Source organism: Flavisolibacter nicotianae, from assembly GCF_003628535.1.
Classification (GTDB): domain Bacteria; phylum Bacteroidota; class Bacteroidia; order Chitinophagales; family Chitinophagaceae; genus Flavisolibacter; species Flavisolibacter nicotianae.
In genome coordinates this window covers 206,248-218,557 of record NZ_RBCI01000004.1, presented here as the reverse complement: position 1 = coordinate 218,557, position 12,310 = coordinate 206,248, and the positions used below count along the sequence as shown (strand labels likewise).

At 51.3% G+C, this 12,310-nt stretch carries 10 protein-coding genes; 6 read left to right on the top strand and 4 right to left on the bottom strand.

What is annotated here, in order from left to right; genetic code table 11:
• Positions 1-61 precede the first annotated feature (61 nt).
• From D6024_RS12735 to coaE, 3 genes are all read left to right on the top strand, one after another.
• Positions 62-346: a hypothetical protein gene (locus D6024_RS12735; RefSeq protein WP_121355011.1), complete on the top strand. Its 285-nt coding sequence runs from the start codon at positions 62-64 to the stop codon at positions 344-346.
• A 107-nt stretch (positions 347-453) separates the two neighbouring features.
• Entirely contained in the window at positions 454-1,062 is a 609-nt protein-coding gene (locus D6024_RS12730; protein ID WP_121355010.1) for a hypothetical protein, read from the top strand.
• Between the two features lie 104 nt (positions 1,063-1,166).
• Positions 1,167-1,766: a dephospho-CoA kinase gene (gene coaE / locus D6024_RS12725; protein WP_121355009.1), complete on the top strand. Its 600-nt coding sequence runs from the start codon at positions 1,167-1,169 to the stop codon at positions 1,764-1,766.
• Positions 1,767-1,946: 180 nt separating this feature from the next.
• Here coaE and D6024_RS12720 read toward each other — a convergent pair whose 3' ends face one another.
• A complete protein-coding gene (locus D6024_RS12720) occupies positions 1,947-3,137 on the bottom strand; it encodes a pyridoxal phosphate-dependent aminotransferase (protein ID WP_121355008.1) in 1,191 nt (396 codons plus the stop codon).
• Positions 3,138-3,281: 144 nt separating this feature from the next.
• Entirely contained in the window at positions 3,282-4,595 is a 1,314-nt protein-coding gene (locus D6024_RS12715) for a serine hydrolase (RefSeq protein ID WP_121355007.1), read from the bottom strand.
• Positions 4,596-4,744: 149 nt separating this feature from the next.
• Between D6024_RS12715 and secDF the strand changes: the two genes are divergently transcribed.
• The gene (secDF, locus tag D6024_RS12710) at positions 4,745-7,807 is read left to right on the top strand and encodes a protein translocase subunit SecDF (RefSeq protein ID WP_121355006.1); all 3,063 of its coding nucleotides are present in this window, start codon (positions 4,745-4,747) and stop codon (positions 7,805-7,807) included.
• A 198-nt stretch (positions 7,808-8,005) separates the two neighbouring features.
• Here secDF and D6024_RS12705 read toward each other — a convergent pair whose 3' ends face one another.
• Together D6024_RS12705 and gmd are read right to left on the bottom strand one after the other, a co-directional pair.
• On the bottom strand, positions 8,006-8,989 hold the full coding sequence (locus D6024_RS12705; RefSeq protein ID WP_121355005.1) for an aldo/keto reductase: 984 nt from the start codon (positions 8,987-8,989) through the stop codon (positions 8,006-8,008).
• Positions 8,990-9,162: 173 nt separating this feature from the next.
• The gene (gmd, locus tag D6024_RS12700; RefSeq protein ID WP_121355361.1) at positions 9,163-10,284 is read right to left on the bottom strand and encodes a GDP-mannose 4,6-dehydratase; all 1,122 of its coding nucleotides are present in this window, start codon (positions 10,282-10,284) and stop codon (positions 9,163-9,165) included.
• 198 nt (positions 10,285-10,482) lie between these two features.
• On the opposite strand from gmd, the gene D6024_RS12695 reads away from it, so the two are divergent.
• Together D6024_RS12695 and D6024_RS12690 are read left to right on the top strand one after the other, a co-directional pair.
• The gene (locus D6024_RS12695) at positions 10,483-11,742 is read left to right on the top strand and encodes a dihydroorotase (protein ID WP_121355004.1); all 1,260 of its coding nucleotides are present in this window, start codon (positions 10,483-10,485) and stop codon (positions 11,740-11,742) included.
• Positions 11,739-12,305, top strand: coding sequence for a DUF4199 domain-containing protein (locus tag D6024_RS12690; protein WP_121355003.1), 567 nt, complete (start codon positions 11,739-11,741; stop codon positions 12,303-12,305). The genes D6024_RS12695 and D6024_RS12690 overlap by 4 nt, the downstream gene beginning before the upstream one ends.
• The last annotated feature ends 5 nt before the right edge of the window (positions 12,306-12,310 follow it).

Here is a 12,310-nt window from a genome sequence, read left to right as displayed (position 1 = left end):
GCCTCATTTTCTGATTTATTCTTCCATGCTTGCAAATGTCTGCGAGCCGTAATTTTATCCGATGAATCTCCTTTCCTTCAGGGAAACACTTTCCGCTAACGAACCGCCACCGGCGCTGACGGTTTATGCACAGGCCTTGTGGTATGATGCCAAAGGCAATTGGGAAAAAGCCCACCAGTTAATCCAGGATCTTCCCGACAGGAACGCTGCCTGGATTCATGCTTACCTGCATCGCAAAGAAGGCGATAGCTGGAACGCTGATTATTGGTATAACCGGGCGGGCCGCCAACGTCCGCAAGCATCGCTCGACGGCGAATGGGAACAACTGGTGATGGCATTTGTTTAAAATGGTCCCCAGGAAAACGTACAACAAACGTTTCCGGGCAAACCATCCGCCAGTCCTGTATCGGCAAGGAGGCAAATTCGTATATTTAGCGCGACAATAGCCTGTTGATGAAATCAAGCCTGAACATTGCACGTTGTGGTGTAGCCATCGTAACCCTGTTTTTTTTCACCGCCTGCAGCAGCAACAAGAACGACATTGCTGCAGCCGGCAAAAAAGTTCCGCCGGTGCGGAAATGGAAACCCTCCCCTCCCGCTATCCAGGTCAACGAACAAGGAACACTGACATTCCCCGACTACGAGTTGACACTCTATGGCGCATTTGCCTTTCAACCGGAAAATAACGGATCCAGTTTGGTTGGCACGGAAAAAGGCAAACAATACATCGTGCTGGACCTGGGTGTGCAAAATACCTCCGAATACGAATCGGTTGACATGGGCAGTATCCTGCTTTCGGCAAAAGTGACCGATGAAAAAGGCAATGTGTACCCGGCCAATCCACTTGCGGTTGCCGCCTATCAGATGGCCTATCCCGATCAAAACCAGAAGACGGAATACAAGGCCATGAAAGGAAAAATTAAACCGGGTCGCTACTACCGCGCCACGGCCTTCGGTTTTGAAGCACCAGTCAGTATCAAAAGTTTTGTAATCACGTTAAATCACAACGGCGACTTCCGGGACGAGGGCTATGCACAACGGGCAAAGTTTTCCGTGGACTGATTCACCTGGTTACCGTCTTTAACAAACGGTGACAGTGCATAAATTTCAGCACTTCCCTTCTTATTCGTTCGCCATTGAATAGCGCCCCGTGTTATTTTTGCCCAATGCCTTTGAAGATTGGCCTCACCGGCGGTATTGGTTCCGGTAAATCAACTGTTGCGAAAATTTTTGAATTGCTGGAAGTGCCGGTCTACTACGCCGACGCGGCGTCCAAACGATTGTACCATACTGACAAGGTGTTGATTGCGGCTTTGAAACATCAGTTCGGTGAGGACATTTATGCCGGTGACCAACTGGACCGGGACAAACTGGCGTCGATCGTTTTCGCCGACAAAACAAAGCTTGACCTGCTTAACAGCCTTGTTCACCCCCCGACCATCCGTGATGCGGAAGAATGGTGTGCCCGTCAACAGGCACCTTATGTGATCAAAGAAGCGGCGCTGCTGTTTGAAAGCGGTTCGGCGGCCGGACTCGACTATGTGGTCGGTGTGTTTGCTCCTCCTCACCTCCGCATCAAACGGGTGATGGAACGCGATGGAAGTACACGTGACGACGTGCTGCGCCGCATGAATCAACAAATCGATGAAAACATCAAAATGAAGCTTTGCGATTTTGTGATCAGCAACAACGAGCAGGAACTGGTCATTCCGCAGGTACTGGCCCTGCACCAGGTGTTGCTTCGGCTAGCAAAGCACAACGACTGATTGAAGTTGTTTAGCAGAGAACTTTTGCCAACGGTCAATGTGCAATTGCCAGCGAGCAATCGACGGCGGAAGGGGAATCAACTGTACCCGTTGTTTATAATATATTGAAATGCAGCATCACCTCCTCGAAGGAAGAGGCGAAAAAGTGCAACGAAAAAAGGAGCCTTGGCGGCTCCCTTTTTATTTCAGTTTGCTGACGGCTTCTTTAATCCTGTGGAAGCCCTTTTCAATATTTTCCATGCTGTTGGCAAAGGAGATGCGGATGCACTGTTCGTCGCCGAAGGCCGTGCCGGTCACCGTTGAAACATGTCCCTGGTTGAGCAGGTACATGGCAAAATCATCGGCGTTGGAGATTGTTTCGCTTCCATTCGATTTACCAAAATACGCGTCGATGCAGGGGAAGGCATAAAATGCGCCATCGGGTTCCGCAAAACGAAAGCCTTCGATCTCTTTCATCAGGTCCATTACCCGGGCTCTCCGCTTTTCAAATTCGGCGACCATTGTTTTCGTTGCGTCAAGTGGTGATGTTAGTGCTGTGATGGCGGCCCGCTGGGTAACGGCATTGGTACCAGAGGTGAACTGCCCCTGGATTTTATCGCAGGCTTTGGCAACCGGCAGCGGCGCTGCCATGTAGCCAAGGCGCCAACCCGTCATGGCAAAACCCTTACTCAGCCCGTTGATCACCACAACGCGGTCTTTCAGCGATTCATGGGCGGCGATGCTGTAATGCCGGCCGCCATAATTGATGTATTCGTAGATCTCGTCGGAGATGATAAAGATATTTGGATGGCGTTCGAAAACCGCTGCGAGTCCCGCCAGTTCTTCTGCATTGTATACGGCGCCACTGGGATTGCAGGGCGAAGAAAAAATAAACAGCTTGGTTTTCGGCGTAATGGCACGCTCGAGTTCTTCCGGCGTGATCTTGTATTTGTTGGACAGGTGACTGCGGATCAGCTTTACCGAACCGCCGGCCAGTTGCACCTGCGCTGCATACGAAACCCAGAACGGTGTGGGAATGATCACTTCATCACCGGCATCCACAATACTGAGAATGGCGTTTGCAAGACTTTGCTTGGCGCCGGTCGACACAACGATGTTTTCCGGCTGGTAAGACAGGTTGTTATCCCGCTGGAGTTTGTGGCAAACCGCTTCGCGGAGGTCCAGGTAGCCGGAGACCGGTGTATAGTGACTCCAGTTTTCGTCTATGGCTTTCTTAGCCGCGTCCTTAATGTGTTGCGGCGTGTCAAAATCCGGTTCGCCCAGGCTTAAGTCGGTAATGTCCAGTCCTTTGGCACGCAGTTCACGTCCCAATTTTGCCATGCGCAGGGTTTCGGGTTCACTGAAGCGTGTTAAGATTGATGATAACTCCATGCAATGCGGTTTTGTAAAGTGTCAAAAATAAGCTTTGTGTCCGTGCGGCGGCCCTTGTCATTTAGCAATTGCCAGGCGGAAACACATGCAATTTTCGGAAGATACAGAATTGAGCCTATCAAAAAAACGATTGTTGTTTCACGTTCATTGTCTGCCGGATGAATCGGTGTAGTTCATTCTGAATCCCGAAAGGTCCGGCAGCCTTTTTTTCTTTCGCTGTACTTCGTATTGGTAGATGGCTTCGCCCAAATGCTTCAGGAAGGGAAAGCCTACCGTGTCGTAGTCGTATTTGTCGTCGTTGAAGATGCCGTCGCTGTTGCAATAGATCGAAGCACTGAGCATGAACTCCACTCCTTTATCAAAGTCCACCACGTAGGCCACGTCCTGTAAAAAGCCATAGGCGTCACCAACTTTGTTGAAAACGCGGATCGAAGGATTGCTGATCGGCCCCTGCCCGCCATACAGCAGGAATTTGACGTAAGCATCGGAATAGCGTGAATCGTATTGCGGGAAACGGGATTCTTTTGGCTTCATCGACATGCAGGTCCAAACAAACCGGTAATCGTCGCCTGTCAGCCGGAATCGTTGTTTGGCCGGCACCGATCGGGGAAACAGAACGCTTTGCAAAACGGAATGCAGGTCGGCCAGGGGAAAGCGGTTTTTCTGCGAAAAGTCGAACGGCTTTTGAACCAGTTGCCCCGCGCTGATAAATCCCGTTCCCATGCGGTCCTGCCGCTTTTGGTAAACCAGGGCACTGTGTTGCAACGGCTGTTCGAAAACGACATTGGCGGCGGTGTCGTAAAAACGGACCGGGTTTGTTGTGCGGTTCTGTTCTTCGGAAAGGCTTACCTGTAGGCGGTGCAGGAGCTGCACACTGTCGTATCCCATGTGGTGAAGGGTGTTATTCAGGTATTCCTGTCCCAGGAATTCGTAAAGGCGGTTATACGCTTCATTGTCGCTTACCAGAAAGATTTTTTTGATGTACTGCGCTACCGTTGGCCGGCCGTCGCCGGAGGATGGATCGTTAAAGAGCGGCGGCAGCCCCGGGCCGCCGGATTCGGAGATCATGGTCGTGTTTTTATCCAGGCCCGCCATTTTCCGTTCGTTCAGCTTTTGCAGCGCAAGCAGGGCTGCCGGCAGTTTAACCGTGGAAGCCGGGTAGAAATAATCCCGCGGATCGAGGTTGAAATAAAAATGTTTCAGCCGGGGTGCATTTCGTTTTTGCCGGTCGATCTGTGTGTAAATGATCCTGATCTTCCACCGGTCGTTGTGCCGGAGAAGCGTGTCGAAATCGTTCGGATGTTGCTGCAGCAAATGCAGGAGAAAGGTATCCGTTTTGGGCCAGGCGGATTGATTTTGTTTCAGTTCCTGTGTAGGTGTGGCGTTCCTGAGCGATGAACAGGAGGCGATCCAAACCAGCAGTGATGCGCAAAGAAGAAGCCTTGAAAACGTCAACATTCCGCTAAAATATAGCGAAACCGCCTTTGAACAGGGTAATTTGGTAGTTGAAAAGACCGTTCGGAAACGGCTGAATATAAGGTGAAAAATATATCTTTGCCCACTCTAAAAAAAACACCTCCGACGAGAGGAACCTAAAATTTCGTTTTATGCAATTGAAAGGCCTCATCCGCTTTTTCACCATCCTGCTCATCGTCTACTCGATTTATGAGCTGTCCTTTACATGGGTTGTCCGCGGCCATGAGAGGAAAATGGAGGCAAAAGCAAAGCAATTTGTGAGTCAGAATTACCCGAATGCTGACGAAAACACCAAAGCCGAACTGTACAAAGACCGTCTGAAACGCTTGCTTGACAGTACCAAAGAAGAAAACATTTACTTTGGCGTTACCGGACCGATCTCTTACCAAAAAGCCAAAGGTGAAGAACTGAACCTAGGCCTTGACCTCCAGGGCGGTATCAACGTAACGCTGGAAGTGGAACTGTCGGGTCTCCTGCGCTCCATGGCCAACAACAGCAAAGACGCAAACTTCCAGAAAGCACTGGAAGGTGCCAATGCACGCAAAGCCAACAGCAGCGCCGACTTTGTTACCCTTTTTGTTGAGGAATACAAAAAAGCTTCGAACAATGCTCCCCTCGCTCCTCTTTTCGCCGCTGCCAGCGCCGGGAAGATTTCACCAAAAGACGCCGACGACAAAGTGATCGGGGTGATCCGCGAAGAAGCCAATGCCGCTTTTGAGCGGACTTTCCGCGTTTTGCAAACTCGTATCGACCAGTTTGGCGTGGCTCAGCCCAACATCAACCCAAACAAGGAACGTGGTGTGATTACGGTTGAATTGCCCGGCTTGCAGGACCAGGAAAGGGTGCGCAAATATTTGCAGTCATCTGCCAACCTGCAATTCTGGCTGACGTATAAGCCCGAAGAATTTTATACGGCTCTTGTCAACGCTGATAAAAATGTAGCCGCTCTCGAGAAGGCAACAAATACAACGACAGCTACACCGCAACCAACCCGCGTTGATACGGCAAAAACAACAACGACCGATACATCTGGTGTAAAGAAATTGTCGACTCTGAACGACACGACCGCCAAAGCGGCTGATACTTCTGCGCTTGCCGGCAATAATCCGCTGCTGAAATTATTCCAGCAGGCAGGTTATGGTTTGGTCGTTGCGGCAAGAGATACCGACCTGGTACGGACGTACCTGAACAGCGATGTTGTGCGCCGTGCGTTTACCGAAGCCGGTCTTGCCGATGCTCGTTTCTCTTTCGGTATCCCGGGCCGCGATGCCAATGGCAAGCGGTTGAACGTTGTTCCGTTCTGGGTGCTGAAAACCGCCAACAGCGAAAAGGCGCCGATGGAAGGCGATGTGATCACAACCGCCGCTCAGAGCTACGACCAGATGGGTGGAAAGCCTACGGTTACCATGGACATCGGTCCTGCCGGTAATCAGAAGTGGGGCCGCCTGACGGAAACATCGAACAAAGAGCAGCGTCCGATCGCCATTACGCTGGACGACATTGTTTACTCCGCTCCGGTTGCCCGTGACAAGATCACCGGTGGCCGTACGGAAATCTCCGGCGACTTCACGCTGGAAGAAGCACAGGATCTGGCCAACATCCTGAAGGCCGGTAAACTCCCCGCTCCTGCGAAGATTGTTCAGGAGCAGGTGGTTGGTCCTACACTTGGTCAACACGCCATCAAAGGCGGTATCCTGGCCTTTGTGATCTCCTTTATCGTCATCTTCCTGCTGATGTTGGTTTATTATAACACCAGCGGTTGGGTTGCCAACATCGCCCTGATCCTGAACCTGCTCTTCACCATTGGTGTATTGACCGGTTTGGGTGCTACGTTAACGGCTCCCGGTATCGCCGGTTTGGTACTGACCATCGGTATGGCCGTGGATACGAACGTGATCATCTATGAGCGTATCAAAGAAGAACTGTCGAAAGGAAAAGGTTATATCCCGGCCGTAAACGAGGGTTACAAACGCTCCCTGCCGCCGGTACTGGATGCCCACGTTACAACATTGCTGACTGCGATCATCCTGTTCTCGTTTGGTTTGGGACCTGTAAAAGGTTTTGCAACCACGCAGATCATCGGTATCCTCCTGTCACTGTTTTGTGGTATCCTGGTTAGCCGTTGGGTAACAGAATGGTTTACGAACAAAAAGCGTCACCTCGAATATTTTACCCCGATTTCCCGCAAAATCCTGAAGCACCCGACTTACAGGTTCATCGAATACCGCAAGGTGGCCTACGTGATCTCTGCGATCGTATTGATCCTGGGTGTTGGTTCTATCTTCAACGGTTTCCACCAGGGCGTGGAATTCAAAGGTGGCCGCAGCTATATCGTTCACTTCGATCAGCCGATCTCCGATAAGGTGGAGGACGTACGCAAAGACCTGGAGCATGCCTTCGGTGAAGCGCCAGTGATCAAAACCATTGGTAACAACCAGCAGTTGGATATCACAACCTCTTACCAGATCTCCAACTCATCGCCGGCGACCGACTCTATTGTTGGCACAAAGCTGATGGAGGGTTTACGTAAATATGCCCCGGCAACATCCTATGCACAGTTCAGATCCAAGAACATCATCGGTACAACCACCGTATTGCCGACGATCTCAGATGATTTGAAAAACGGTGCGATCAAGGCGACCATCTTTTCCCTGATGATCATTTGCCTTTACATCTTCATTCGTTTCCGTGACTGGCGTTATTCACTGGGTACAATCGTTGCCCTGTTGCACGACGTATTGGTTACGCTGGCCGTGTTCTCGTTCCTGAAGAACATCGTGCCTTTCCCCCTCGAACTGGACCAGCACTTCATTGCGGCGGTGTTGACGGTGATCGGTTTCTCGATGAACGATACCGTGATCGTGTTCGACCGGATCCGTGAATACAGCCGTCAGTTGGTAGGTGCACCGAAAGAAACCGTGATCAACCGCGCCATCAACGAAACGTTGAGCCGTACGATCATGACGTCGCTGACCGTGTTCCTGACGATCCTGATCCTGTTCCTGGTGGGTGGTGAAGTGACAAAAGGTTTTGCCTTCGCCATGCTGATCGGTGTCATCACCGGTACGTATTCGTCCATCTTTGTGGCTGCGCCGATCCTGGTTGACCTGGGCGGTAAAAAGCCACTGGGTGCTTCGAACGATACGACGCCTGCCGGAAAAACAGCGCCCAAAGCCAAAGCACAAAAAGTGTAAGGCGAAAAGGATAGCAATAACATAAAGTTTTGCCCGATAAAAAGCCGTTCTGAAAAGAACGGCTTTTTTGTTATCCCGATTTAAGTCGAATCGTCAATGAATAGGTAGACAGTCAAATCTTGTCACGCAAATGAAAGAGCCGCACAAACGAACGCGGCTCTTTCAATTTTATTTGCTGCGTTTTTTGATGATGGACACTTAATAATGTCCCCTGATTTTGGGTTGAATTTCATCGTCGTAGAGGGAACGTAATGTTTGATGCTGTGCTGCTGGCAGGGATGGCAGTTCCGATGCCGCTACATTGTTCTGTACCTGCTGCACACTGGTGGCACCCGGGATTACGGTAGTGACCTCGGGGAAATCCAGTATCCACCGCAGGGCCCATTGGGCCATCGGACCGTCAGGCAGGTGGGTCTTGATCTGCTGCGCAAGTTTGACTCCTTCCGAAAATTCAATTCCCGAAAAGGTTTCGCCGGCATTAAAGGCCTGGCCGTTTGCATTGTAGTTGCGGTGATCGGTTGTAGCGAATGCTGTTGTCTCTGAGAACTTCCCGGTGAGAAGGCCGCTTGCCAGCGGCACACGGATAATGAGCGCTACGCCTTTTTCTTTGGCCTTGGCAAACACCTCGTCTGCCACATGCTGGCGAAATAAATTAAAGATGATTTGCAGGGAAGCCAGGCCTTCCTGCTCCAGGCAAAGAAGGGCCTCTTCGCTTGTTTCCACGCTGGCACCCCAGTGTTGGATCAGTCCTTCCTTTTGCAGTTGGCGAAGGTTGTCGAAAACAGTCCCCGCACGTAATTCATCGGTGGGAATGCAATGCAGTTGTTCCAGAAACAAATGCGAAACACCCAGGTTGGCTAACGACGTTTCCACGTGGCTTCGCATCGACTCCAGGGTGAAGTTTTGCGGCCAGCCACAAGTGCCGTCTCCGCGCCGCCCCAGCTTGGTCGCTACGTACAGGTTCTTGCCGGTGGTTTTTAAAAACCATCCAATCACCCGTTCGCTCATTCCGATTCCATAGACATCGGCCGTGTCGATAAAGTTCCCACCGGCATCAACAAAAGCCTGCAGGATGGCAAATGCTTCATCGTCGTTTACGGTGCCCCAATCGGCGCTGCCCAGTTGCCAGGTGCCGAGGCCGATCTCCGAGACTTCTGTTCCCTGAAAATTTCTGTACTTCATTTCAACACGAATTTTTGGACACGAATTACACGAATTATTTCAAATCACTGGCTGAATTCTTACGAAAAATTTTGCCCGGTTTCACGTAAAATTTTCCAGCAGGCGATTGCCTTTTGGTCATAAAAAAAGCGGGACGCTTGTGGCCCCGCTTGTGTCTGGTTTTTTAAAAGCGTTTATCTTTCTTCAAAGCGGTTGATATAGGAGAAGATTTGCTCCGCGCCGGCCTGGGCATAAGTAGACACTTTTTTCAGATCGGCAGCCATCATTTCCTGTACCAGCATTTGCAGGTCGTACTTTGGCTCCCAACCCAGTTTTGTACGGGCCTTTGTTGAGTCGCCGATGAGCAGCTCCACTTCCGTAGGACGGAAATAAGCCGGGTCGATCGCCACCACCACTTTGCCGACCGGCAACTGGAAGTCCGGGTTATCACAAGACACCACCACACCTTTTTCATCCTGGCCGTGACCCTCAAATTCAAGCGTGATGCCTGCTTCGGCAAAGGCCATGGAAATAAACTCCCGCACCTTGGTGGTGACGCCGGTAGCGATCACAAAATCTTCGGGGGTATCCTGCTGCAAGATGCGCCACATGGCCTCTACGTAGTCTTTGGCATGACCCCAGTCGCGCCGTGCGTCTAGGTTACCCATGTAGAGGCAGTCCTGGTGACCACTGGCAATCGCTGCCACCCCCCTGGTGATTTTCCTGGTTACGAAGGTTTCTCCGCGCAGCGGGCTTTCGTGGTTAAACAAAATACCGTTGCAGGCAAACATACCATAGGCTTCGCGGTAGTTTACCGTGATCCAGTAGGCATAAAGTTTGGCTACGCCATAGGGGCTGCGGGGATAAAACGGCGTTGTTTCCCTTTGGGGCACTTCCTGCACAAGGCCATAGAGCTCTGAAGTGGACGCCTGGTAGATCCTGGTTTTCTTTTCCAGCCCGAGAATGCGAATGGCTTCCAGGATGCGGAGCGTACCGATGCCGTCGGCATTGGCGGTGTACTCCGGCGTGTCGAAACTCACCTTCACATGCGACATGGCAGCAAGGTTATAGATCTCGTCCGGTTGTGTTTCCTGGATGATCCGGATAAGGTTGGTCGAGTCCGTCAGGTCGCCGTAATGCAGCTTCAGGCGGACATTTTTTTCGTGTGGATCCTGGTAAAGATGGTCAATCCGATCCGTGTTGATCAGCGAGGAACGGCGCTTGATGCCGTGCACCATATAGCCTTTTTCCAACAGCAACTCGGCAAGATAGGCTCCGTCCTGGCCTGTGATACCCGTAATCAGGGCAGTCTTCATTTGTTCGATTTTGGGTGAATGATGTTTTTCAATGAAAGGCGTAAATATCTTCCTTTTTTGGTATTTCGCAGCAATCGGCCAAAATAAATAGGTGTGAAGGGTTTCAGCCTGTTTTGGCCGCACGGGGAAATCTTCCTTTTTTATCCATGAAAAGCAGCTTCAAAATCGTATGTATCGAAAACTTATCTTCGCTGCTTAATGGACATTCTTTTAAAAGATGTAACTGTCAGCGACCCCTCCTCTAGTTTTCATCTGCAACGGGTTTCTATTTTCATCCACGACGGAATTATTTCAGAAATCGGTACGATCAACCGCGAAGCAGCGCAAACGGTCTCACTGCCCGGCCTACATGTGTCGCCGGGATTTGCCGACCCGTTTTCGCAATTCTGCGACCCCGGGCTGGAATACCGTGAAACCCTGCACACCGGGTCCTTTGCGGCAGCGCACGGCGGTTATACCGACGTGCTTTTGGTGCCCAATACCGTCCCTGTCGTTTCGCAGAAAGCCGGCGTCGAATACCTGGTGAAAAGCAGCCGGAGCAGCCCGGTGAACCTGCACCCGCTGGGTGCCATCACCAAAGGAGCCGAGGGAAAAGAACTCTCGGAAATGTACGACATGGCGCAAAGCGGTGCTGTTGCCTTCAGCGATGGAATTCACCCGGTGCAATCGGCGGGAATTTTGCTCAAGGCCCTCCAGTACGTAAAGGCGATCGACAAGGTTGTGGTGCAGGTGCCGGACGACCAGTCGGTCAGCGCCAACGGGTTGATGAACGAGGGGGTTGTGTCTACGCAATTGGGACTGCCCGGGAGGCCGGCGATTGCCGAGGAGATCATGATCAGCCGCGACATCGAACTGGCGAAATACACGGGTTCGAAAATTCATTTTACCGGCGTGTCGACAGCCAAAGGCCTTGCCTGCATTCAAAAAGCAAAAGCGGATGGAATTCGCGTAACCTGCTCTGTGACTCCCGCTCACTTATACTTTTGCGACGAAGACCTGGTGGGCTACGATACCAACCTGAAACTCTCGCCACCGCTGCGCACAGCCGAAGACAGAGACGCATTGCGCCGGGCGGTGCTCGACGGCACGGTGGATTGTATCGCTTCGCACCATTTTCCTCATCATACCGATCACAAAGTCGTGGAATTTGAATATGCCAAGAATGGCATGATCGCGTTGGAGACGGCGCTGGGCGTTGTGAAAACGAGTTTGCCCTCGCTTTCTGCAGAGCGGCTGACGGAGATTTTTTCACTTGCACCGCGCCGCATTTTCGGCCTGCCGTCCGCAACGGTTTCTCTCCAGGCGCCGGCGACACTTTCTCTTTTCCAGCCTGATGAGAAGTGGCGACCGGAACGTTTTGTTTCCCGCTCCCGCAACTCTCCCTTTGTCGGAAAAGAGCTCACCGGAAAGGCAGTTGGAATAATTAATGGAGACAAAGTATTTTTGGGGCCTTTATGAATACTGAACAAACCGTCAACAGCGGTTCCCACGGTGTTAAATGGGGACTGATCATTGGTGTGGTGTATGCGCTGTTTGTCGTGCTGCGTCACAGCGTCGGAGCAGCCAATCCGTTTTACTACACGCTTTTTGCCATCGTAGGTTACCTGGTTGTAATGGGAATGCTTTTTTATTGCGGCCGCCAGTTGCGGCAGCAAAACGGCGGCTGGATCGAAATGAAAGAAGTGTTCAAAACCATGTTTATCGCGGTGCTGATCTTCGAAGCGTTTTTTGCAGTTACCTATTTCGTTTATCTCCGTTATGGCAATCCCGGCTTTTTCGATACGTTCCGTGCCAATTCGGAAAACCTGCTGATCGCCGCCAAGCGTCCGCAAAAAGAGATCGATCAACTCATCCAGACCATGGATGCGTCGAAGGAACAGATCCTTCACGCTACGGTGTTTGATTTTTTGAAATCCTACCTCTATGCCGTCGGTGTGACCGGCCTTTTTGCCCTGATCTTTGCTTTCATCCTGAGACGGCAGCCGCCTGTTGTTGAAAGGGACAATTTTTTCCAATCCTAAATCAT